Raw genomic sequence first — 24,135 nt, forward strand, 5'->3', positions numbered from 1 at the left:
TATAATGGAAGAAATTAAGGGGATTTTTGCTAGTCCATCAGGAGGTACAATTCATGCAAAGAAGAAACAGAAAGCAAAAAAAACGCAGCTTCATTTATGCAACCGTATTGATATTGACATTACTTGGCGTCGGAATCGGTTCAGCACAGTTCTTGGGGGATGAGCCAGAACAATCAGAGCCGCCGAAACAAGAGCAACCTGAAAAAGAGACACAACAAGCGGCACCTGAGGTAAAAGAAGAACCTAAGGAAGAACCGAAAGAAGAAGCCAAAGAAGAACCGAAAATCGAACCCGGTACAGTGGAAAAGGTAGAAGAACCTGAAGAAACCGTGCCAGCAGAAGAACCGGTTGAAGGCAAAGTCACCAAGGTGGAAAATGTTGTTCCGCCTTCTGAGCAACCTGAAAAAGTAGAACCGAAGAAAAAAGAAAAGACAGCGATCATCAAAGAATCTCAGCAAAAAGTCTATACGGTTTTGACTGAAGGCGGACAAGGATCCGGATTCTTGTTTTCAAACACAGGTATGGTTGTCACGAATGCCCATGCTGTTGCAGGATTCACTGATGTAGTGGTCCGCAATATCAATGGACAGGATCACCCGGGTACGGTTGTCGGCATTTCTGGTGAATCCGATATCGCATTGATCCACGTGGAAGCATTCGAAGGCATTGCGCCCTTGGAAGTGGAAATGGGAGCAACTGATGTGGGAACTGAAGTCATAGCACTTGGAAGCCCGGCAGGTTTAGAAAATACGGCATCCATCGGTTATTTGACTGGAGTGGACCGTGACTTCTATCAGGAATTCACTTACGAAGATATCTATCAAATTGATGCTAAAATTGCGCCTGGCAGCAGCGGCGGCCCATTAGTCGATGCGACAACAGGAAAAGTGATCGGCATCAACTCGTTGGTGATTGAAGAAGGCGACTCGATCGGTTTCTCTATTCCGATGTATTCAATGTACGACCAATTATCGCAATGGGTTGCGTCGCCAATGGCTGTAGAAGATGTTGCGGCAATGTTTAAGGCGTATGACGACTTCAGCGGCTACGAAGACGAAGATTATGAATACGATGTTGACTTGGAAATGAAATTCGATGAAACCAACTTAAGCGAGTTCATCGGCGATTTCCGTTATTATTACGAAACGGCATTGAAAGAAGAAGATTTCTTCTATGTGCAGAACCTTCTTGTCTATCAAAGTGATATCTACAATGGCATTGCCGAATACATCACCGATATTTCTGGACAGGGTAGAGAGTTCAACTTTACGAAGCTGGACATTTCAGGCATAGAAATCTTTGAAGATCATGCCCTTGTGCATACGGAAGAAGCATTCGACTTTAAAGATACAGCTGGTGTCTGGTCTGTTCAGGAACGCAGCAAAACCTACACTATTGTAATGGATGAGTTCGGATTCTATTATGTATCGGATATTGTCAACAAAGAGTAAAGCGTTATAGCCTACTCGAAAGATTTAGCCGTTTCCCTCAAAAGAATTTTGGGAAAACGGCTTTTTTTGACAAACTGACTCTTTTTTAATGAAAACTTCCGAGGCATGTAAAATCATTGATCTTATCGTATAATAGACAATGGACTTTAAAGTATAAATAACAAATGTAGCTAACAGCAAAAAATATAAATGGGTGAGGGATAACTTATATGACTATACTTATTACTGGTGGAGCAGGATTTATCGGGAGTCACGCTGCTGTCGAATTACTTGAAAGTGGTTACGAGATCGTGATTGTTGATAATTTATCAAACAGCCAGATTGAATCAATTTCCCGCGTCAAAGATTTGACCGGAAAAACGTTCCTTTTTTATCAAACAGACCTGTTGGATGATGAAGGTATGGAAAAAGTGTTCGCCGAAAATGAGATTACAGCAGTCATGCACTTTGCAGGCTTAAAAGCAGTTGGAGAATCTGTAGAGAAGCCGTTGATGTACTACCATAACAATATTACGGGAACATTAAATCTTTGTAGCATCATGGAAAAATACGGGGTAAAGAACCTCGTCTTCAGTTCTTCTGCCACTGTTTACGGAGATCCGGAGCAAGTTCCGATTGATGAGTCGTCTCCATTGTCCGCAACTAATCCATATGGCCGTACCAAGTTAATGATAGAAGAAATTTTGCAAGATCTTTATGTAGCTGATTCATCATGGCGAATCGCTATTCTGCGTTACTTCAATCCAATTGGGGCCCATATCAGCGGCAGAATCGGAGAGAATCCAACAGGTATTCCAAATAATCTGATGCCGTATATTACACAAGTAGCGATAGGCAAAAGAGAAGAACTGCAAGTCTTCGGAAACGATTATGATACTCCAGATGGTACAGGGGTTCGCGATTATATCCACGTGGTTGATTTGGTGAAAGGGCATATTAAAGCTCTTGAATATTTGGAGGAAAATGACGGGATTGAAACATTTAATCTTGGAACTGGCAAAGGCTACAGTGTGCTGGACTTGATCAACAACTTCAGCTCTGCCACAAAAAAAGAAATCCCTTATAAAGTAGTAGACAGACGCCCAGGCGACATCGGAATTTGCTATGCTAACCCAGAGAAAGCAAAAGCGAAGTTAGGTTGGACAGCAGAAAAAGATTTGCAGGAAATGTGCCAGGACTCATGGAAATGGCAAGTAGAAAATCCAAATGGATTTCAATGATTTTTTATTTCGAGGCAATTTAAAGGAGAAAACCTATGTTTGATATATATAAGGAGATGTGGAGTAGGCGGCAAATGATTTACTCGCTTTCCTTACAGGAAATGAAAAGAGAATACGCCGGTACACTTTTTGGATTTATATGGGGCCTGATCAATCCTTTAATGCGCATTGCAGTTTTTTGGTTTGTTTTCAGTATAGGTGCCCGTGCTGGGGGGCCGGTTGATGGTGCCCCTTATTTTGCTTGGCTGGCGATTGGAATGGTGGCCTGGTTCTTGCTCAATGACGGATTCCGTCTTACGCAAAAATCATTTAGGAGCAAAAGATCAATCATTAAGAATACGCCTTTTCCCATAGCCATCTTACCAGCCGTCCAAATACTGTTTTCCTACTACATCCATATCATTTTGTTGGCTGTCATATTCATTATCATGGCGGTATCATTGCAATCTGTATCAATTTACAATTTCCAATTGATTTATTACGACTTTGCTGCAATTATGCTGTTGCTGGGAATCGGTTCGGTAACAGCACCTCTAGTGGCAGTGAGCAAGGATTTCGGCCGCTTTTTAGATACAATCTTGGTGTTCCTGTTCTGGATGACTCCGATTTTTTGGTCAGCGGATAATTTAGGCATATTGGAAAAAGTCATTAAACTGAATCCCTTCCACTATATTGTCCAAGGGTACCGGGATTCATTTTTCTATGATGTCGGATTTTGGGAACAACCGGTTTACACTTTATACTTCTGGGTCTTGGTATTAGTCTTCTTCCTATTGGGTAATTACTTACACAAACGGATGAAACCGATATTCCTTGATACTTTATAACTTTCACTCGTGGAAGGCGGATTGAAATGAGCATTGCAGTAAGCGTAAAAGACATAACAAAAAAATACAGTTTATATAAAGACCCATGGGGCCCCATAAAAGAAGTGTTTATGAAAAAGAAACTCCATAAAGAATTCTATGCTCTTCGAGGAGTCACCCTCGATTTTCCAAAAGGGGAATCAATCGGAATTCTGGGTAAAAATGGATCAGGCAAGTCCACTTTGCTGAAAATCATTACAGGCATTACGGAGCCGACAACTGGAGAAGTAAACGTCAATGGTTCCATCGTCTTTTTGGATGTCAGTTCTGGAATAGATTCGGAACTAAGCGGTTATGACAATATTTTTATGAAAGGCACTTTGCTTGGATACACCAAGGAAGAGATGCTTGAAAAAGTGGATGACATCATCGAATTTTCAGAGCTGGGTGAATTTATCGGCCAGCCGGTTAAAAATTATTCTTCAGGCATGAAATCCAAGCTTGGATTTGCAATTTCTGTGAATGTTAACCCGGACATATTGATTGTTGATGAAGCATTAGCTGTTGGCGATTCCGTGTTCAGAAAAAAATGTATGAATAAAATGAATGAATTCAAGCTTCAAGGGAAGACGATTATCTTTGTAAGCCACGATAATAATGCTGTTGAATCGTTTTGTTCAAAAGCAGCATGGATTCACCAGGGAGAATTGGTGACATACGGGGATTCCAAATTTGTAGGCTCCTTGTATGATGATTTTATGAGTGGCAGAAAATCAATAGAGTCGATCCACGCTCAAATCGAGTTTAAACATGCGATTGAACAACTCACCTACCACACCTCAGAAAATGGGTTTACACTGCAGTTGGCTGGCTTTATCCGGGATCAATCCGGTGAAAATATACATGAGCAATTCGAATTATTGATTAAAGACAAACGTACCGGCGAAATAGCCGCAAAACCGATGGCATTTGGAGAAGCAGGATTTACTGTTGAAATCAATGAAAAAGAGTTTCCGCTGTTTTTCAAACCAGGCAACTTCAGTTTTGCTGCACGCTATTTGACAGCTGAAGGCCAACCTGTAGAATTTACAATATGGGCAGGCCAGACAACTATCACCGAACAGGATTCAGTGAGCAAAAATCAATTTCATTACAACTTTATCCACAAGCAGAATGCGTTGGAATTAGAGATTAAAAACATTGAAAAAGCAGAGCAGCAAGTGAATAAAATCTGGGTCAAAGAGGCATCTGCGTATATCGAAGGTGTTGCTTTTGTACGCGGATACGAAACGAAGACGGCTGATGCCGTGTCCATGACGTTTCATTTGACCAATCTGGATAATTTCGAACGCTTGGCGATTCCGGCGGTTATCAGTGAAACTGAAGAAATCACGGAGAATCCTGCTTATAACCCTCAAGGAAAAGTTTATAACTTTTCAAAATTCACTGTTATAGTGGATCTCGAGAATCTGCCGGTGGGCCGTTACGAAAGCCATCTAAGTTATCGGATGAACAATGCTCCAGGCCATGAGCTGCTTAATCTGGTGTGGGCTTCCAAAGCCAACGAATATCCCGATAAGCCGGTTTCAGTGAACGCTGGAACAGTGGAAATCAAAACTGTGAATAAATATCTCCAACTGGAAAAACAAAATCATCAAGGGCACTCACTGAAATAAACGTCCAATATGCGCAAGGAGTAATTATATGGAAAGCAAGAACATCGTTTTTGTTATCAATGAATACAATAATCACGGAGGCGCCCAAAGGGTGGCTTCTATTTTGACGGACCAATTTAGAGCAGATGGCCACAATGTCGCTATCCTGAGTATCAATGAACAAAAAAATGTACCCAGCTATTTTGATTCGGAGACACCTGTCAAAGTCCTGCATCGAGATAATTATCGACCGCCGAAGGATATTGAACTTTCATCGAACCTGAAACAAATGAAATTCATGAAAGTGTCAAAAGAACTCAAGCGTCGTCGCCGATTAGTGCAACAGCGTAAGGAAGTAAAAGAGTTTTTCGAAGCCTATGGAGATGAGGAAGTTTTTGTCATTGTGATTCAAGTGTATGGCATGCAATGGCTGTTGCCGATTCTTTATAAGCCGAACATTAAAATTATCGGGCAAAGCCATGAAAGCGTGAAAGCAGCTCAAAGTTCCAGACGCTATAAACGGATTTTGAGCCAGTATCGCCAAGTGTCCAAGTTTTTGCTGCTCACACATAACGATGCAGAGCATTTCGAACAACAAGGTTTCATGAATACGGGAGTGATGTATAATCCTTCGCCTTTCCGTCAATTGCCGAACTCTGTTGATCTGTATCGCAAGAAAAAGATCATTTCCTCAGGAAGGTTGATTCCAGACAAAGGGTTTGACGTCTTAATTGAAGCCTTTGCCAAAGCAGCTGCAGACGTGCCTGATTGGACATTGCATATTTATGGTGACGGACCTGCCCAAGACGATTTGGAAAACCTCATCCGCATTTTTGAATTGGAAGACCGCGTGTTTCTGGAAGGGCAAACAGAAAACATGGAAGCTGCCTTGAAAGATTCCAGTTTTTTTGTGCTGTCTTCCAAAGCCGAAGGGTTGCCGATGTCATTGATTGAAGCTCAATCCTGCGGACTGCCTTGCATTTCTACTGATTGCGCACCAGGCATACGCGAAATTGTAGAAGAATACCAAAACGGCTTGATTGCTCCAGTCGGAGACGTTCATTTATTGGCTCGGCATATTAAAAAACTTGCCAAAGATCAGGACTTGTTTATGGCCTACAGCGAAAATGCTTATGAAAGCAGTATGAAATTTAATAAACACGTAATTACGCAAGAATGGTACGAACTTTTTGAAGAACTGGGAGGTCGTTCAATTGAGCAGTGACAAAAATTTAACCAAGCGGCCGAAACTCTCAGTAGTTGTTATCGCGTTCAATAATGAATTGTATATTGAAGAAACCTTGGAATCTTTATACGAACAAACTTTTAAGGATATGGAAGTTGTGGTCGTCAATGATTTTTCTTCTGACCGCACGGGTGAATTGATTGATCAGTATGTCAGTGATAAGCCGAATTTCAAGGCGATTCATCTTCCTGAAAACAGTGGAGGATGCAGTACACCGCGTAATACAGGAATCGCGAATACAACGGGCCAATATGTCATGTTCGTAGATGGCGATGACTGGTACACGGTCACTGCCTGCGAGAAGATGGTGGAAGCCATTGAGCGGACTCAGTCGGATTTCGTGGCGGGTCAGGTAATCCGGACAAATAACTACGAAATCTGGTACCATAAGCAACTCTATTCACGAGAACGCACTAATCTGAATATCCGTGAAATTACGGGCATGCTGTTTGACAGCCTCTCTGTCAATAAAATTTACCAACGCTCTTTTCTGGATAAACATCAATTACGTTTCCCGGAAGGCATCCATTACGAGGATATTGTGTTTACCGGAAAAGCTTACTTTTTGGCTGAATCATTCAGCATCATCCCGGAACCGGTCTATTATTGGCGAGTGGTAGAAAATGCGGATGCAAAATCCATTACGAATCGGCGGTATGAGTTCGAGAACTTTGAGAACCGGATTATCGCCCACCGGTATTTCGATCAATTCCTGAAAGAAAATAGCGGAGCTCTTTATCAAAAAGAAAAGAATAATAAGTTCTTGCGGCATGATTTGAAATTGTACACCAATGATTATCTGCTGTTCGATGAAGAATACAAAACGAAGTTTCACGTTTTGATTCATGAATACCTCCATGAAGTGATGGATGAGTATTCGTTCATCAATTTGGCGGAAAGAGACCGGATTCTCTATTACCTGTTGTATCTTGGTGACCGCGAAGCCTTTGATGACTATATCGCTTATATCAATGGCTTGCCGACTGCTGCGAATAGAGTCTATAACACGGGCAGCCAATATTACTTCAGGCCTTCCAAAGCTGGAAAGAACCATGAAAAATTCATGAAAATGGCGCGTCCAGAGATCGGTTTCACCATTTCAGATATTCACTTGGATGCCGACCGGTTTTCGTTCAAGGCAGACGTAGAAGTGAATTCCATTGATAATGCCAACGTCACTTACTTTTGGTCGTTGCGGAACCGACAGACCGGTGCAGTTCTCGTGTCCGAGAAAGCAGAAAACCAAACCATTGAGTTTCATGCGGGCAATATGACGGAAGGCAATTACTATCTGTCGTTAAACGTCAACCACATGGGCAATCTCCATAAGCTATTAGTGAAAATGTCTAATATAACGGATTTGCAGAATATCCAAGTACAGCAAGGGAAATTGACGAAAAGTATTGCGGTTAACCAAAAAAACTCGTTTTCTATCCGTGTACAGCCGACTACATTTTCAAAGCAGGTCAAATGGAAACTGCAGCAACGGAAACTTGCGCAAGCAGGGCAGAAGAAGCAGAAGACATCCAATTCTTCTTTCGAGAACTTCATTAAGCGCTGGATTCCAAAATTGCCGGTACAGCAAAACTGGGTCTTATTCGAAAGTCATATGGGCAAACAATACAGTGACAGTCCGAAATATATCTACGAAGAATTGCTAGAAGGCAATAATAAATTCAAGTATATTTGGTCTTTCCAAAACCCTGATACTGTAGAGATGCCTGGATCAGCTATCAAAGTAAAACGAAACAGCCTAAAGCATTTCTATTACTTGAATCGTGCTAAGTATTGGATTGATAACCAAGGAATGGCCAATTTAGCTGAGAAAAAAGAAAAGCAGGTCTATATTCAAACATGGCATGGAACACCATTGAAGAGAATGGGGTATGACCAGAAGACATTGCCGAGCACCCGAGAACTTGAGAATTTGAAAAAACAGACGGATGCCTGGGATTACCTGATTTCCCCGAATCCTTATACCAGCAAAATTCTGAAAAGAGGATTCCGTTATGCGGGAGAGGTTCTGGAAACCGGTTATCCACGAAATGATATTTTGATTCAGCAACCAATTGCCATTAAGCAAAAAGCGCAGATGGAGCTTGGCATTCCTTCAGACAAACGGGTCATCCTTTTTGCTCCGACTTTCAGGGATTGGGATCCGAATTCGTTCCAGAAAGTATTGGATGAAGTTCAATTGTTGAGTAAGGAAATCGATGAAGGTTCCGTTATTTTATTGCGGCTTCACTATCTGTTGTCAGATAAAATCTCTCAATTTGAACTACCGGCGAATATCGTGAATGCTTCTAATTATCAGGATATCCAAGAGCTGTATTTATTGGCAGACCTCCTGATTACGGATTACTCTTCAGTCATGTTCGATTACGCTTTGCTGAAGCGTCCGATTATTTTGTATTGCTACGATTTGGAAGAGTACACTACAAGAAGAGGCATGTATTTCAACTTTACTGAAAAAGCGCCAGGCCCTGTTTGCAAAACAATCGATGAAGTTATGTATTTCTTAAATACTCCCGACAAGCTCAACGAGTATAACGAATCCCTCGGCCGATTTGTTGAAGAATTCGGCAGTTTGGCGGATGGAAGAGCATCTTCAAAAGTGATTCAAAAAATTCTTAACAAAAAATAGAGTAAAGAGAGCTGCTGTTTTCAGCAGCTCTTTTAACTCTATCCATGAAGGAGGGAAAGTGATTGGCAGAACTTGTTTCAATTATCATCCCCGTTTATAACGCCGAGCAGTATCTGGAAGAATGCTTGGATTCCGTTGTTTCGCAGACCTATGCGAATTTGGAAGTGATCGTTGTCAATGATGGGTCAGAGGACAATTGCGAAGCTATTGCCAAGCGATATGCAGCATCTTTTGCAGCTATTCAGTATTATAGCCACGAAAACCGCGGGTTGGGCTTTACACGCAACAAAGGAATAAGCCTAAGCAAAGGGAAGTATCTCTTTTTCTTAGATGCTGATGATACCATCCCGCAAAACGCAATTAACTTATTAGTGAAAGCAGCAGTAAAGAACGAAGCGGATTATGCTGTGGGGAAAGTGGTTCGTTTCAATGAAGAGCGGAAATACATTCCGATTCGTCATGTGGATTTTAATTTGTATAAAGAAAAGAAAATAACTTCGCTTAAAGAAAATCCAGAATTGCTGCAAGACAGTATCGCATGCAACAAGTTATGGCTGAAAAACTTTTTGATCAGCAATCAGCTTTTCTTCAAAGAAGGGAAAAATTACGAGGATTTATCTTTCACTATGAAAGCGGCTGTATTGGCTAAAAAAATACTGGTCGTGGATCAAGTCGTTTATCATTGGCGTGTGAGAGATGATGAAGATAAACCATCCATTACTCAACAACAGATGAAATTAGCTAATACTGTAGACCGTTTGGAAGCATTGAATGAAAACAGGCAGTGGTTAGAGGATCAGAACAAAAATGCCCGTATCATTGAGGAACATGACGTTAAAAGTTTATTGGATGTCTTGCGTCTGCATGTCTTAAAGTATGCACTGACTAGCGAACAGGACAGAGCGCAATGGGAGAGTGCCATTTTCTCATTCCTAGATAGAATACCTTCATCCGCCGTAGAAAGGTTGCCAGCAAAGGAAAGATTGTTGTATAAGGTAGCAATAGACAAGAACTTTGAGGATTTGCTGCTATTGTCTCAAGTTTTGACTCATACGGAGCTACAGCCGCTAGTAAGACAAGAAGAAAAACGCTTGGTTCTTCAAGGGGAAAATCAGCTGTATGATGTGACGCTCTTCTATAAGCCAGTATTAGTGTTTGATAACATCGAGAAACTACAAGACGGACGATGTAAATTGACGGGGCAGCTATGGATTCCTAAGGCTTCTCAACCCAGCAAAGGCCGAGTTTATGCTGAAAATCGAGTAACAAAAGAGAAACTTACAGTTGCGGAATTGCAATTGGATCAGCTAAATAAAGAAAAGAATTATCCATATGAGTACCAAAATGTTCAAGTCTTTCTAGTTTTAAAAGCTATCATAGACAAAACTAAAGAAGCTATCTATGATTTTTATTTTGAATCGAGCATTTATCCAGGCTCTCGTCCGACTAGAGCAAGGCTCTCTCCAACTGCGGATAACTCCGGTCATATCTCAACCCAAAAATATAATCTATCTTTTTACTCCACCAATTACAGTAACTTAAGCTTAAAAGTGGAGCAGTCAGGCAAACTAAAGCCATTGCTGAAGAACGTATTGCGCCGGTTAAAGAAATGAGCGAAAAAGCACTTCCTCATGAATTGCGCTATCCAGTAATGAAAGTGCAGTTCAGTTTAGGAAGTGCTTTTTACTCACTGGAAATCAAATCAGCAACTAAGATATAGCGTTCCGGTGCATATCCCACATAATCGAATGGGTAACAGGTCGAAACCGTCAAAACGGCTTTAGGCTTCGGCACAATGACGGTCCGGTCGTCTTCGTCTACAATCCGGACTTGGCGTACTTTGTAAGTAAAAGTTCCGGAGAAAGTTTTGACAATCAGTAGATCTCCTTTGCCGACTTCACCAAGTTCGCGGAATACCGTGTCCCGGTGGCCAGATAGGACCGAATTATCATTTTCCCCAGGCAGGACGCTTTCGGCAAAATGGCCAACGCCTTTTTCCAATTCGTCTTCATTTGTGCCGTGGATAATCGGCAAGGAAGCTTCCAATTTCGGAATGATCAGTTCACCCATAAGGTCGCCGATTTCAGGAGTTTCCGGATAAATGGAGTCCCTTACTGGTTCTTCAACAGGTTCTTCATTTTCATCTTCTTTTTCAATCGGAGCTTCTGCCATTTCGAGTGGCTGCGGTTTGTTGCTGAAGTTTTTCGCTTCAAGATTCCCCGTTTTATAAAGCATATAGCCTTTGGCGAAAGTAGCGGCATTTGTGGTGCTGAACCACAAACCGAGAACAATCAGAATGATGGATAGAGAAAGAAGAAGCGGTTTCTTGCTTCTTCTTTTTTCAGTTCTGCCTTTCATAATTAAACCCCTTCAGTTCTAAAGCGGCGGAATAAAACAATCCCTGCGAAAATTAAAGCCAGGCCAACCAATGCATTGACTGCAAAATCAGTGGATGTAGCAGGCAGTTTGCCGCCTTTTACCGTTTGAGTAGTTGTGGGCGCCACAACAGCCGGTTTTTGAACCGCGGGCGGTGTTGAAATGATTGTTTCCACTATGCCCAGTTCTGTTCCTGTCTCCACGATTATTTCAGAGCCGAACATTTCAGCTGTCAATAAAATATCGGCTAAAAATACATCTTTCAAATTATAGATTTCGATTAACAGGTCCGCGCCTTCAGTTGATTCAAGCGTCATAAGCGTTGATAAAGATACTGAAGTTTTCTGTCCATCTTTCACAAAAAAGTAAGCTGTTTTCAATTCGAAAAGCTCGATCAAGTCATTATAAATGTCCATAAGCTCAGCGATTTGTTCTGCGGTTAATTCATCCGCAGTTTCAAATTCACCAATTGCCATCATGCGATCACTTAATTGAGTCAACTTTTCCTCGAAAGCTGGATTCTGATAATCCAATGTTTCCAAGTGAGCGATTAATCTTTCCAGTTCTTCTTCAGTCAATCCAAGCTCAGTGAAAAGCCCGTCAAGTTCCAAGTCGTATTCATCCAGTTCTTGATAGTAAAAAAGCGACTCCTCCAGATCTTCAATAAACTCGTAGTTTTCAATGGAATCGGAATAACCTTCCAAGTAATCTTCAAGTGCTTTTTCTGATGTGAATCCGTGTTCTGTCATCAATTCCTGAAGATTAGTAGGAGTGATGGGCGTTCCCAAATTATCCTCCAAATAAAATTCAACATAGTATTCAAGATCTTCGATGAAAATCAAAAGAGTTCCGTCAAGTACATCTTCACCATACTCAATGTCTCCAAATTCATAAAGCACTTCGTTCAGCTCGGTGCGAGTCAATTCAAGCTTTGACAATAACGCCTGAATGCCCTGTTCAGTCATCGGCGTTCCTAATTCATCTACTGTATCGTATTCGTCCAATGACCAGCCTTTACCCTCAAGGTACTCAAGATAGGCTTTCTTTTCCCAGTTGATTTCGATTAAAAACTGATCAAACTTGGTATCATCCGCCTTGATTGCAAAGACTGATAAAGGCATGCTGCTAAAAAGAAACCCTAAAACTACTAAAAACACTGCTAAACGCTTCATTTTCTTCCCCCTGTGTATAATAAATGGAATATCTAGAATATTATAGTCACAGTTCGGAATGATTAATATAGGTATATTGAATTATAAGTATGGAATTTAAAAAAGAAAAGATGTTGTTAGAGAACATTTAATTTTTATAGCGGTCCAAAGAGAATACTGAATGTAAACTATTGGGTTCTGAAAATTCCGATTATGTTATGATAGAAAGAAATAGAACCCATGGGAAACAGGAGGTCTTTCCGATGTCCATCAGAAAAGCCATCATTCCAGCCGCCGGTCTTGGAACACGTTTCTTACCCGCTACAAAAGCCATGCCGAAAGAAATGCTGCCCATTGTCGACAAACCGACCATTCAATATATCGTAGAAGAAGCCGTGGCTTCAGGAATCGACAGCATCATTATCGTCACTGGGAAAGGAAAGCGGGCGATTGAAGACCATTTTGATCACGCCTTTGAACTGGAAGCCAATTTACTGGAAAAAGGGAAATTGGATATGCTGGATGCGATTCTTCAAACATCGAAATTGGAAATCCACTACATCCGTCAAAAACAGCCACTTGGATTGGGGCATGCCATTTGGTCAGCCCGTAATTTTATTGGGGATGAAGCATTCGCCGTGTTATTAGGGGATGATATTGTAGAAAATGAAGAGCCGTGCCTGGCTCAACTGATGAAACAGTTCGAAAAGACCGGAAACTCGATCATTGGTGTACAACAGGTTCCGCTGGAAGAGACTTATCGTTATGGAATAATCGATCCGATTTCAATGGATGGCCCATTGATGAAAGTCAGAAGCTTTGTGGAAAAACCGGTACTTGGAACAGCACCATCCAATTACGCAATTATGGGCCGCTATATTCTGACTCCTGAAATTTTCGGGTTTTTGGGCGAGCATCAATTAGGAGCAGGAGGCGAGATACAGCTCACGGACTCCATCCAAAAGTTAAATAAAATCCAAAATGTCTATGCTTATGAGTTTGAAGGGCGAAGATATGACGTCGGCGAGAAGTTTGGTTTTATTGAGACCACGATTGATTTTGCGTTAAAACGGGAAGAGTTGAAAGAACCTTTACTGAAGTTGTTCAAGAAAATCTTAAGTGAGGAAAAAGAACGCCAAAACCCTTGAAGAGTGCAAGGGGGGATGAGAATCGGTATCCCTTTGCTTTATCCATTCGGTATCGGAGAGCCTCAAGCTCCTGTATAGTGAAAAGAAAATGAAGACGATGGAGGTCACGGTCATGGAAACCATTCTTGCAATATGCATCGGGTTGGCATTAAGTGCAACTGTGGGGTTTAGAATCTTTACTCCTTTGTTGATCACAGGTATATTCGTGCATGTAGATTGGCTGACACTTTCAGAAGGGTTCAGCTGGATCGGCAGCACTCCCGCAATTATCGCTTTTGGGGTAGCGACCCTTTTTGAAGTGGCCGTCAATTATATTCCGGCTGTGGGCTCGTTTATGAAAATGATTTCCACACCGATCGCTGCATTGGCGGGCATTCTGCTGACGGCGTCGTTTATTGGAGACATGAGCCCCTTTTTGGAATGGAGCATCGCAATCATCGGCGGTGGGGGCGCAGCCACTGCCTCCCATGCAACCATTACAGCCGTTAAAGGAGTCAGTGAAACGGCTTTGATGAGTCCGGCTGTTTCCTTGGCAGAAGATGCTACGGCTACGCTGGCACCGATTCTGATATTCATAGCGCCAATTCTGGCGGTTTTTTTCCTGATTGTCATGGCGTTCATGATTTATAAATTATATCGCCGGTTTCTCTACAAACCGAAGACCATATGAAAAGGAGCTGGAATTTACTTTTCCAGCTCCTTTTCTATCAAGCTTTTCTGCTATCTCGGAATTACCAGCACCTGTCCTACACGGATCGCATTGACATTGGTTATTTTATTGGCTGCTGCAATCTTGGCAACGGTCGTTTTATAGGTGCGCGCGATGCTGTAAAGGGTATCACCGGACTTAACCGTGTATTTTACTGAAGTGGCAGGGGGCGGAGTGGCTTTTCCAGAAATCGTTAATACCTGGCCCACGCGGATCAAATTATAATTGGTGATGTTATTGGCTTTAGCTAGCGCTGCAACAGTTACGTTGTATTTTTTCGCAATGCTATAGAGAGTATCACCGGCTTTGACTGTGTATTTGGTTCCACTTACTGGAGCAGAAGGCAATTTCAATAATTCAGAGACGGTCACAAATTTATAGCCCTGGGCTTTCAGTTTGCTGATCATGCCCGGTAAAGCACCCGGAGTCCCAGAGGCACCTGCACCGGTATGCATCAAAATGATTGATCCCGGTACAATATTGTTCATGACCTTATTGGTAATCTGTGTGGATGAAACGCCTTTCCAGTCGACGGTATCGATATTCCACTGAATCGTGTGGGTATATCCAGCTTCACCTACCGTTTTAAGGATAGTTGAATTGGATGCACCAAAAGGGGCTCTGAAAATCGGTTTAGTCGATTTTCCTGTTATCCCTTTAATGGTCGTTTCGGTGGTGGCCAACTCACTTTTTATCTTAGCGGCGGTGAGTTTCGTGAAATCAGGATGTGAATAAGAGTGGTTGCCGAGCTGATGGCCTTTGGCTGAGATATTCTTAATCCAAGTCGGATGATTTTTTGCTCCGGATCCTGTCAAAAAGAACGTGGCTTTGACGTTATTGGCAGATAGTACATCCAGAATTTTGTTGATGTTTGTGCCATCTGAACCGTCATCGAAAGTAAGAGCGACAACTTTGCTGGTAGTGCTGCCTTTTGAGACATAAGTGGAGCTTGCTGCTTGTGGCTGGCTGGAGAAGGAGAACACAGTAAACAGGATCAGTAACATGGCTGCTGCAACTTTAATCCATTTAGAAAGCACCTTTCTCACCCCTTTATTTAGTGCGCTGAGCCGAGCCAGCATATGTATAGGAGAGATTAGGCCGGTAACTATGGTGAAAGATTGAGGAGGGATTTTTGCAGATTCTCTAATCATATTATACCACATGGATAAGCAATAGGGGCTAATTAAAACTGAATATTTAGAAAATTAATTGGTGTATCCGAAAAGAAAAAATCCAGTTGTCCGCAGATTGGGCAGCTGGATTTTTCTTTATAAATCTTTTGTATCGTAAATGGCGGTAATGAGCTGACAAGTGCTGTGGCCAGTCGAATATGTATTCCAATGGTTGCGGAACAAATCAATTTTTTCATGGTCCACAGAAGAATCTTGAATATGCGCAAGCACTTCTGTAGTGGTCTTAGCGATCGGACCAGGGAAATAAAGATTGCTTTCCGCCCATATTCCTTGTGTCTTGCCGTAATCTTCCAAGTCATACGCATAGAAAATCATCTTTTTCCCGAGCAGCGAGAACTCCACTGGGATAGACGAATAATCGGTGATCAAGATGTCGCTGACGATCAGCAGATCGCTGAGGTGGGGATAGTCAGTGGCCAACAGGACCCGTGGATGATCCACTATGTTGGTTACTTCTTGGACAGATGGATGCAGCCGGATCATGAGCACATAATCCCCATCCATTTTTTCCAGAAACTCTGATACCTCTAATTGAACTTTCATGCTGTGCAACGAATTTTTCCGGAAAGTAGGGGCATACAATACCACTTTTTTTCCTGCAATGATTGGATATCTCTCGATTAATTTGGCGTAAGCACTTTCTTTTGCAGCTTTATCGAAATAGAAATCAGTCTGAGGAACCCCCGTATAGATAAAATGGCTTTGATCCACATGGAAGGATTCAGAAAAGATATCCGCCATTTGCTGGGAGCCGACAGGAATGTATTGAAACCGGTCGTATACTTGCTGAAAGCGCTGCTTGGCCCGTTCGCTTCTGGCGGATGTTTCAGGATCGCTCCAACCAAATTTCTTGATGGCTCCAGCCGCATGCCACAATTGAATGCATTTTACTTCTTGGCGGAAGCGAATAACAGAGAGGACACCCGCATAATTATCGACAAAAACGTATTTTGCAGTTGCTAAATGATAGATTGATAAGAACGTGTCCAAAATATTGGACGTTTCAAAGCTGTATATCTTTTTATTGGTTGTAGGGACAGTGGTAAAGTCGATTTTGCATCTGGATTGGTTAATAAAGATAATTTGATGCTTTTCCGACTTCGCTAATTCTTTTGCAATGAAAAAAGCATTATCACCAAAAGAAGAAAGAAAGACCGTTTTATTTTTCATGGGGAAAAGATTGAACAGGGAAAAGAAAACTTTAAAGAAAAATAGATAGATGGAAATTCCAAACTCTTTAATCATTGGTTGTTCAGAAGGTCTGCTTTAATTTTTGAAGTGGAAATTCCTTCAGTTCTTGGCAAATACAGAACTTCGCAATATTCCTTGAGTTCATCGAATTTGCCTTCCCAGTCAGATCCCATAACAAATAAGTTTACGTTGTTTTTTTGAATGTCTTGGATTTTTTGTCCCCAATTGTGTTCGGGAATGACTTCGTCCACATATTTAATCGCTTCCAGGATAAGTTTGCGTTCCTCATAAGAATGATAGGCAGCTTTGCCTTTGATTTCATTAAATTCGTCAGAAGAAAGGCCGACAATTAAGTAGTCGCCATTCGCTTTAGCACGTTTCAATATGTTTATATGGCCGTGATGAATCAAATCAAAGGTGCCATAGGTAATTACTTTCTTCATATATGCTCACTCCATAAATGCTTATTTTCGGTATATTTAACAATATGCTATGATACCATCTTATATGTTATCATGTGTAATAGCTATTGAAAATATTGGTTGAATACAAGGTATTAGACGCTTTTGTTGCGCTAAAGATGCACCGAATACTGTTTATAATTGTACCTCCTGCAAAACAGTTCTCAAAGAAAGAAATAAGGTGAAAAAATTGAGTTTCGTTCAAAAAATCAAGAATCTTAAAAATAGCAGCTATACGAGAAGAATGTTCCGAGCTGTGTTCGTGGTATTAGGAACTCTTCCAAAGAAAAAAAAGTTAATGGTATTCGAAAGCTTTCATGCCAAGCAATTCAGTGACAGCCCGCGCGCCATCTATGAATACATGAAAGAACATCACTCCGAATACAAACTCCTTTGGAGTGTGGATAAGAGTGCGGTCAGTTTATTCGAAGATTTTAAAGTGCCTTATATTCGCAGATTCACTATTCCTTGGTTCTGGACATTTCCAAGAGCTGAGTATTGGGTAAACAATGTCAGATTGCCTCGATGGATGCCAAAACCGAAAGGGACAGTTTACCTTCAAACATGGCACGGAACTCCCTTAAAAAAATTAGGGCTGGATATCGAAGAGATTCACATGCCGAATACGGATACATCGGAATACAAAAAGAATTTTGCTTTGGAATCTGAAAAATGGGATTATCTGGTTTCTCCGAATTCTTATTCAACAGAAATCTTTAAACGCGCCTTCCATTATAAAGGGAAAGTGATTGAATCCGGATATCCCCGTAATGATGTACTGAGCAGCCATTCAGATACTTTAATCAGCAACCTGAAGAAGGATTTAGGTATTGCTGAAGACAAGAAAGTCATGCTATATGCCCCAACCTGGAGAGATAATGAATTTTATCAAAAAGGGAAATACAAGTTCGAGTTCCAATTTGCTTTGGAAAACTGGATAAAGGAATTCGGGGACGAATGGGTGCTGCTGTCCCGCATGCACTATTTAGTTGCTGAAAACTTTGATTTCTCAGCCTATGAAGGCGTAGTTTATGATGTGTCGCTATATCCGGACATCCGCGATCTTTATCTCGCTTCTGATTTGCTGATTACGGATTACTCATCAGTCTTTTTCGACTATGCTATCTTAAATCGACCGATTATTTTCTTTATGTATGACTTGGAAAACTATCGCGACCAGCTTCGTGGTTTCTACATCGATATCGAAAAAGATGCGCCGGGACCGATTGTCCAGACCGAAAAAGAACTGTTTCAGGCAATCCATGCGATGTCTGATAGCAATGTCCAATTGAGTTCGACATTCAGCGAGTTTAAAAATCGTTTTTCTTCCCTGGAAGATGGGAAGGCAACGGAGCGGGTTGTTCAAACTATTCTAAAGTGATCGTATAAGGGGTATAGTATATTCCGCAACCAAGAATCAATACAGAATCTGCAGAAGTCCTTTAAGGATTGCTGCAGTTTTTTTTGTGCTCAGAATTGCTAAGAGAGGAAATTTTTTCTTAATTATTCTACAGTAGAGAAAAGGGGTGAGACAACATGAAGAATATGGTAAACAAAGAACAGTTGGTGGCGACATTTTCAATTGTCGCAGCAGATCCGGAAACCGGAGAAGTGGGCGTCGCTGTCCAATCGAAGTTTTTGGCAGTCGGCTCGGTGGTTCCATGGGCAAAAGCCAATGTAGGCGCAGTGGCAACACAGTCCTGGGCGAATACCGCTTTTGGACCTGAAGGATTAACGTTGTTGGAAAAAGGCTTATCGCCAGAAGAAGTCATTGACAAGCTCGTTGCGGACGATCCGGGCAGAAGTTTGCGCCAAGTTGCTGTCATTAATGCCGATGGTGAGGCCAGTGCCTTCACTGGCCATGAGTGCTATGACTGGGCGGGACACATAATAGGGAAGAACCATTCCTGCCAAGGCAATATTCTGGTCAGTGAAGAAACGGTCAGTGAAATGAGCCGGACATTTGAAGCGTCGGAAGGCCCATTGGCTGAACGCATGCTGAAGGCCGTCGCAGCTGCTCAACACGCAGGAGGCGACAGCAGAGGGAAACAGTCGGCTGCTGTTTATGTTGTGCAGGAAGGCGCTGGGTACGGCGGCTATAACGATGTCAAAGTGGATCTGCGGGTGGATGACCATCCGGAGCCAATCGAAGAATTGCAGCGGCTGTATGAGCTGCATAAAATGTATGCCGCCCCGTCAGAAGACAAACTGGCCATCGAAGAGGATGTGCTGAAAACGGTTGTAGAACAATTGGTGAAGCTTAGTTTATTGGAGATGGGCGACTACAACAGCTATAACGCGGAAGTGAAAGAGGCATTGAAGGCATTTGTGCTGCGGGAGAACTTCGACGATCATTGGTCAGAAGAAGCGCTTATCGATGAATCGGTATTGGCATATTTGAAAAAGCAATGAGTTTAGAGCCTGTTTAGGATAGCTGAGCAGGCTTTTTATTTGGTGAGGTGCGCTTGTGATGCTGCGAGGTGCGGTGTTGGCCGTTTGAGGTGCGCTTGTAAAGCTGCGAGGTGCGGTGTTGGACAGTTGAGGTGCGCTCACCAAAAATAAGCATGGAAAAAGGCAGCTCATGAGTGAGCTGCCTTTATTTAAAAGCTTAATCTATTTGTTTCTTACGGAACTTCGACACGACTTCATAGACGATCGGCACAATAACCAATGTCAGTAAAGTCGAGCTGATCAATCCGCCGATAACCGTGATGCCGAGGCCTTGGGAAATTAATCCGCCGCCTCCGCCTTCCACGCCAATAGCAAGCGGAATTAAAGCTCCGATAGTTGCTAAAGCAGTCATCAGGATAGGGCGTAGACGTGTCACGCCGCCTTCAAGAAGGGCTTCGCGTGTTGTCAACCCGGCTTTTTCCATGTGGATGACGCGGTCAATCAAAACGATGGCATTTGTCACAACGATGCCGATCAGCATTAAAACACCAATCAATGCGTTGACACTCAATGCTTCTCCAGTAATCCATAACGCCACAAGTACGCCGATAACCGTGAATGGCAACGAGAACAGGATAGAGAATGGAGCGAGTGCGCCTCCGAATGTAACAACCAATACAAAGTAAACGATCGCGATGGCTGCCAGCATTGCTAAGCCAAGCTGAGTGAACGATTCGTTGATCTGTTCAGTTACGCCGCCGTGGTCAGTAGTGACACCGGAAGGAAGGTCAAGCTCTGCTACCTGCTCATCGATTTCCGCAGTGATTTCCGCAGCATTGTTGCCAATAACGTCTGCAGTCAGAGATGCATACATTTGGCCATCTCTGCGGTTGATGGTATCCGGCGATTTGCCTTCTTCCACTTCCATGACTTCACCGACTGTCACAGTCGAACCAAGGGCAGTTGGAATTTCGATGGCTGTTACGTCATCAATTCCCGCGTATTCGGTTTCTTCTGTTTCGATATATACGTTCAGTTCTTTATCTTCGTTCGTAACGGTGGTCAATACAGGAGCTTCGCCAACGCTGCTTAACGCCATACCGATTTGGGCAGCAGTTAAGCCGTTTTCGCTCAAGCTTTCCTGATTAGCTACCAAAGTAAACTGATCATAAGCTTCAGTCAAGCTGGACTCTGTGTTTTCTAAACCATCGTTGTCTTCCATGAACGGCTGGATTTCATTGATGGCTGTTTGAATGTCTTCCACGCTGTCACCGTAAACGAACATTTCCAGACCGCTTGCTCCCATTGCAGCAAAGTCCAGGCTTGCCCATTCACCGGTTTCAGTAGAGCCGTTCAATTCTTCAATCAGTTTTTTGCTTTCATTTTCGAATTCGGCAAAGTTATCATCATATTCAATATAGAACAATGCGGAATTATCTCCGCCTCCGCCCATAGCTGACAACGGATTTCCGCCGCCAAGCGAGTATTGGTATGAAGTGACGCCTTCACGTCCATCAATGGAAGCTTCTGCATCAAGTGCAATGGCTTCCACGTCTTCACGTGTCTGGCCGGGTTCGGGGCTGTAAGTAGCCATGACCATTTTTTGTTCTTCTTCAGGAAGGAAACTGACGCCGATTACGGGAATCAGGAATAGGCTGGCGACAAGGACTACGGTAGCTCCTCCGAATGTGATGATTTTGTGGTTCAATGACCATTCCAAAATGCGTTTGTAGCTGGCTGCCATTTTTCCTGGCTTGTGTTCTTTTTTATTGGATTGAGGAGTATCCAGATTCTGCAATTGCTTGCGGTACATCAAATGCGCCATCATCGGAACGATGGTTACAGCAACCAGTAAAGAAGCTGATAAGGCAAAGACCACTGCGAGGGCAAATGGCAAGAACAATTCGCCAATCTGTCCGCTGACAAGGGCAAGCGGAAGGAATACCGCGATGGTGACGACGGTTGATGAGAAAATCGGAAGGAACATTTCGCTTGTTGCTTCACGAATCAATTCTTTGCCGCGCAATTTCTCACCAGGCAAGGCCATACGGCGGTAGATGTTTTCGATAACGACGATCGAGTCATCGATGACGCGGCCGATAGCTACAGTCAATGCGCCGAGTGTCATGATGTTCAAGGTAATATCCAATTGATTCAATAAGAAAATTGCCATCAATAAGGATAACGGGATCGAGATGATTGAAATCAATGTTGTCTTGAAGCTGCGAAGGAACAGCAAAATGATGACGACGGCAAATAAAATACCGAATAACGCTTTGCTGAGCATCGTTTCGACCGATTTCTCGATTGGTTCGCCTTGGTCGAATGTTGAAGAGATCGTTAATCCATATTCGTCTTCAGCATCTGCAACGATGTCTTTGACAGCATTAACCACTTCAACGGTGTTGGCATCTGGTGATTTGATGATTGAAATACCGATCGATTCTTCACCGTTCGTACGGGAAATCGATTCCGCTTCACTCACCACTTCAATGTCAGCCAATTCGCTTAAAGCGACTGTCGGAATTGTAGTTGGAGCAGCTGGAGCTTGAGCGGCAGGATCCTGTGCGCCTGCAGCGGCACCAGGAGCGGCCGGGGCTTGTGCGCCTGCAGGGGCATCAGGGCCAGTTGGTGTTTGTGCGCCGGCAGCAGCATCAGGAGCTGGGGCTGTCGGAGCAGCAGCTGCCGCTTGAGGGATAGCTGGAATCTGCAGGTTTTTCAAGTCGTCGACAGTTGTAATATCGCCATCGATGACCAAGTTTTTAAGTTCTCCGTCAAAGTCCGTCAATCCTAATGGGAAAGTCAGTTTTGAACCTTGGATCAATTGCTGGATTGTTTCTTCAGTCAAGCCGTATTGTGCCAGAGCTTCCTGGTCAAAAGCCATCGTGACTTTCTGCACACGCTGACCCGATACTTGTGCATCGGATAAACCGTCTACGCCTTCAAGAGCAGGCAGGACATTGTCTTCAACGTTTGCTGTCAGTTCTTCCAGTGAGCTTCCGGAATTGCTGATGCTCAATGTCAGAATCGGGAAGGCATCCAGGCTAAGGCGGGAAACCTCTGGTTCATTGGCTGCTTCGGGAATTGAAACTTGCGACAACGCATCTTCCAATTCGCGGGTGGCCTCGTCCATATCGACATCAAAGTCGTACTGGACTTGGATAGTGGAAGCGTTGGCTAATGATGTGGATGTCATCAGTTCGACGCCATTCATATTTTGAATCCGCTGTTCCATTGGAATCGTAACTTCTTCCATAATTTCGTCAGGCGCAGCGCCCGGGTATGTAGTGACTACAGTAACTGCAGGCAGTGTAATACTCGGAATGGATTCTTGCTTCATCGTCAAGCCTGCATAAAGGCCGGCAACGACAACCATAATGGTCAAAATCCATATCGCAAATTTGTTGTTTAAGGAAAAATCAATGATTTTTTTCAAGTTCTTAGCTCCTATTCGTTAAATGAAATATTCCAGATAGATGACTTCATTCTTAATGGAAGGATGCTGTTTCAAATAAAGCAGCAGGGCTTCAATCAAAAAATCCTGTGGTTCTGTTTGGCCGATTTGTTCTTTCAGCAAATCCAGTGAAGCCAGCAACTTATCGGGATTCGTTTCAGATGCCTTAATCTTCTCTGAGATTTGCATCAGGAGTTGCTCGATTGTTTCTGCAGGGGAATGTGCTTCAGCCAATACAGGTTCCATCGCCGCTAAATTATTTACAACGGCGTCGATAGCAGCTGTGATGAAATTGGCGAGCCTGGAGATTTGCACTTGTTTCTTGTCCATCAACAAGGTGATGATGTATTGCTGCATCAGACCTTCAAGCACCGTCACCAAATCGGGAAGGAACGGCTCGATCTCCATGCCGTATGTATCCAACAAAATGGTTTTATGCAATGTGATGGTCGACTGCCGCAATTCCCCGAATAAGGCACTCAGCTTGTCACTGTCGCTGAGCGGCATGTCCTTGAACACCATCATGAAAAATTCCTGATTGGAGAGAGTGCGTTCAATTTCAATGGCCAGTTTCTTCTTGAAGACATCCTTGGAATCTGAACCAGGTACTTGCTCGTAATTGGCGATTTCCGTCGAGATTTCTTCGTGGTGCTGTTTTAGGATTTCGATGAACATGTTTTCCTTCGAATCGAAATGTTTATAAAAAGCTCCTTTGGAAATTCCAGCGGCTTGTGCCACTTCCTGAACAGAAGTTTGATGAAAGCCTTTTGAAGAAAACAGGTGCACAGCCTGTTTCATAATCTCAGTTCTTTTGTCCATTCAAGCCCTCCTAAACCAATCGGTCACATATAGTGACCGGTCAGTCACCTGTTTCAGATTATAGTTTCCACCTATTAATGTCAATTTGAAGAGCTTCGAATGATGTGACAATTTCTTGTCTGGTGATGATGTAAATGACGACTTTATTGCGAATGAAGGTTTAAAAATTTTAGAACGTTTTTATATTGAAATTTCTGTACTGAATTAAAGGACTGTCAGG

Annotated in this window: 18 protein-coding genes; 11 read left to right on the forward strand and 7 right to left on the reverse strand. The window is 42.7% G+C overall.

Features of this window, described 5'->3' with window-relative positions; all coding sequences use genetic code 11:
- Positions 1-53: 53 nt before the first annotated feature.
- The 7 genes from H9630_RS01610 to H9630_RS01640 all read left to right on the forward strand — a co-directional run bounded on the left by H9630_RS01610 (position 54) and on the right by H9630_RS01640 (position 10,635).
- On the forward strand, positions 54-1,451 hold the full coding sequence (locus H9630_RS01610) for a S1C family serine protease (protein ID WP_191713742.1): 1,398 nt from the start codon (positions 54-56) through the stop codon (positions 1,449-1,451).
- A 209-nt stretch (positions 1,452-1,660) separates the two neighbouring features.
- Positions 1,661-2,671 (forward strand): UDP-glucose 4-epimerase GalE, encoded by a 1,011-nt coding sequence (galE, locus tag H9630_RS01615; RefSeq protein ID WP_191713743.1) that lies wholly within the window; start codon positions 1,661-1,663, stop codon positions 2,669-2,671.
- A gap of 74 nt (positions 2,672-2,745) precedes the next feature.
- On the forward strand, positions 2,746-3,498 hold the full coding sequence (locus H9630_RS01620) for an ABC transporter permease (RefSeq protein WP_191713744.1): 753 nt from the start codon (positions 2,746-2,748) through the stop codon (positions 3,496-3,498).
- A 26-nt stretch (positions 3,499-3,524) separates the two neighbouring features.
- Entirely contained in the window at positions 3,525-5,153 is a 1,629-nt protein-coding gene (locus tag H9630_RS01625) for an ABC transporter ATP-binding protein (RefSeq protein ID WP_191713745.1), read from the forward strand.
- Positions 5,154-5,181: 28 nt separating this feature from the next.
- Positions 5,182-6,357 (forward strand): glycosyltransferase, encoded by a 1,176-nt coding sequence (locus tag H9630_RS01630; RefSeq protein ID WP_191713746.1) that lies wholly within the window; start codon positions 5,182-5,184, stop codon positions 6,355-6,357.
- Positions 6,347-9,022, forward strand: coding sequence for a bifunctional glycosyltransferase/CDP-glycerol:glycerophosphate glycerophosphotransferase (locus tag H9630_RS01635; RefSeq protein ID WP_191713747.1), 2,676 nt, complete (start codon positions 6,347-6,349; stop codon positions 9,020-9,022). The genes H9630_RS01630 and H9630_RS01635 overlap by 11 nt, the downstream gene beginning before the upstream one ends.
- A gap of 62 nt (positions 9,023-9,084) precedes the next feature.
- Positions 9,085-10,635 (forward strand): glycosyltransferase family 2 protein, encoded by a 1,551-nt coding sequence (locus H9630_RS01640; protein WP_191713748.1) that lies wholly within the window; start codon positions 9,085-9,087, stop codon positions 10,633-10,635.
- A 70-nt stretch (positions 10,636-10,705) separates the two neighbouring features.
- On the opposite strand, the gene H9630_RS01645 is transcribed toward H9630_RS01640, so the two are convergent.
- Positions 10,706-11,380: a class D sortase gene (locus H9630_RS01645; protein ID WP_191713749.1), complete on the reverse strand. Its 675-nt coding sequence runs from the start codon at positions 11,378-11,380 to the stop codon at positions 10,706-10,708.
- 2 nt (positions 11,381-11,382) lie between these two features.
- Positions 11,383-12,570, reverse strand: coding sequence for a processed acidic surface protein (locus H9630_RS01650; RefSeq protein ID WP_191713750.1), 1,188 nt, complete (start codon positions 12,568-12,570; stop codon positions 11,383-11,385).
- Between the two features lie 242 nt (positions 12,571-12,812).
- Between H9630_RS01650 and galU the strand changes: the two genes are divergently transcribed.
- Both galU and H9630_RS01660 read left to right on the forward strand, forming a co-directional pair.
- Entirely contained in the window at positions 12,813-13,697 is an 885-nt protein-coding gene (gene galU, locus H9630_RS01655) for a UTP--glucose-1-phosphate uridylyltransferase GalU (protein ID WP_191713751.1), read from the forward strand.
- A 112-nt stretch (positions 13,698-13,809) separates the two neighbouring features.
- The gene (locus tag H9630_RS01660; protein WP_191713752.1) at positions 13,810-14,367 is read left to right on the forward strand and encodes a DUF4126 domain-containing protein; all 558 of its coding nucleotides are present in this window, start codon (positions 13,810-13,812) and stop codon (positions 14,365-14,367) included.
- 50 nt (positions 14,368-14,417) lie between these two features.
- Here H9630_RS01660 and H9630_RS01665 read toward each other — a convergent pair whose 3' ends face one another.
- From H9630_RS01665 to tagD, 3 genes are all read right to left on the reverse strand, one after another.
- A complete protein-coding gene (locus tag H9630_RS01665; protein WP_318247973.1) occupies positions 14,418-15,443 on the reverse strand; it encodes a LysM peptidoglycan-binding domain-containing protein in 1,026 nt (341 codons plus the stop codon).
- Positions 15,444-15,674: 231 nt separating this feature from the next.
- The gene (locus H9630_RS01670; protein ID WP_191713753.1) at positions 15,675-16,844 is read right to left on the reverse strand and encodes a CDP-glycerol glycerophosphotransferase family protein; all 1,170 of its coding nucleotides are present in this window, start codon (positions 16,842-16,844) and stop codon (positions 15,675-15,677) included.
- Entirely contained in the window at positions 16,841-17,233 is a 393-nt protein-coding gene (gene tagD, locus H9630_RS01675) for a glycerol-3-phosphate cytidylyltransferase (RefSeq protein ID WP_191713754.1), read from the reverse strand. The genes H9630_RS01670 and tagD overlap by 4 nt, the downstream gene beginning before the upstream one ends.
- Before the next feature lie 262 nt (positions 17,234-17,495).
- On the opposite strand from tagD, the gene H9630_RS01680 reads away from it, so the two are divergent.
- Together H9630_RS01680 and H9630_RS01685 are read left to right on the forward strand one after the other, a co-directional pair.
- Positions 17,496-18,632 carry a CDP-glycerol glycerophosphotransferase family protein gene (locus H9630_RS01680; RefSeq protein WP_191714475.1) on the forward strand — a complete coding sequence of 379 codons (1,137 nt, stop codon included), beginning with the start codon at positions 17,496-17,498 and terminating at the stop codon, positions 18,630-18,632.
- A gap of 155 nt (positions 18,633-18,787) precedes the next feature.
- Positions 18,788-19,663, forward strand: a complete 876-nt coding sequence (locus H9630_RS01685) for a DUF1028 domain-containing protein (RefSeq protein ID WP_191713755.1) — start codon at positions 18,788-18,790, stop codon at positions 19,661-19,663.
- Positions 19,664-19,859: 196 nt separating this feature from the next.
- On the opposite strand, the gene H9630_RS01690 is transcribed toward H9630_RS01685, so the two are convergent.
- Positions 19,860-23,078, reverse strand: coding sequence for an efflux RND transporter permease subunit (locus H9630_RS01690; RefSeq protein ID WP_191713756.1), 3,219 nt, complete (start codon positions 23,076-23,078; stop codon positions 19,860-19,862).
- 18 nt (positions 23,079-23,096) lie between these two features.
- Entirely contained in the window at positions 23,097-23,915 is an 819-nt protein-coding gene (locus H9630_RS01695) for a TetR/AcrR family transcriptional regulator (RefSeq protein WP_191713757.1), read from the reverse strand.
- Positions 23,916-24,135: the final 220 nt, after the last annotated feature.

The organism is Planococcus wigleyi (assembly GCF_014836985.1).
GTDB lineage: Bacteria > Bacillota > Bacilli > Bacillales_A > Planococcaceae > Planococcus > Planococcus notacanthi.